The 357-nt window shown below is 49.6% G+C and carries 1 pseudogene; it reads right to left on the reverse strand.

Annotated features, from left to right (window positions below):
- Nucleotides 1-148: 148 nt before the first annotated feature.
- Nucleotides 149-357, reverse strand: a pseudogene (locus tag TOI97_RS13260) (RNA-guided endonuclease InsQ/TnpB family protein); the annotation flags it as partial.

A 357-nucleotide genomic window follows, 5' to 3' on the forward strand; every position in this document is an offset into this window, starting at 1 on the left:
AAACTGGCCGAGCGAAACTTGTATTGGTTCAAGCCGTAGCTGTCCCAGACCTTAAAATAGTGGCCGTTGTGGTAGACCTGCCCGTTTTTCCATTGAGCTGCACCTGTATTGACGGGTATCCAGCCCAACTAACGCCGACTAACTTACGCTAGCTAAGCCGCCCTTTCTTAAACTGCTTGCGACGCGTGACATACTCACCTGCAACGCACTGCAAGGTTTGGCTGTGCAGCCCAAGCTCTTTACCTGCGCCCTTAGTGTAGGGATGCATATCATACGCAGACAAAAACACACCACGCTCTTTAATCGAGCGTTGACTTAATTCATTAACAAAGTTCCAGACGAAATTGACGCTGCGAG

Origin of the sequence: Denitrificimonas halotolerans (assembly GCF_034259425.1) — a bacterium.
GTDB lineage: Bacteria > Pseudomonadota > Gammaproteobacteria > Pseudomonadales > Pseudomonadaceae > Denitrificimonas > Denitrificimonas halotolerans.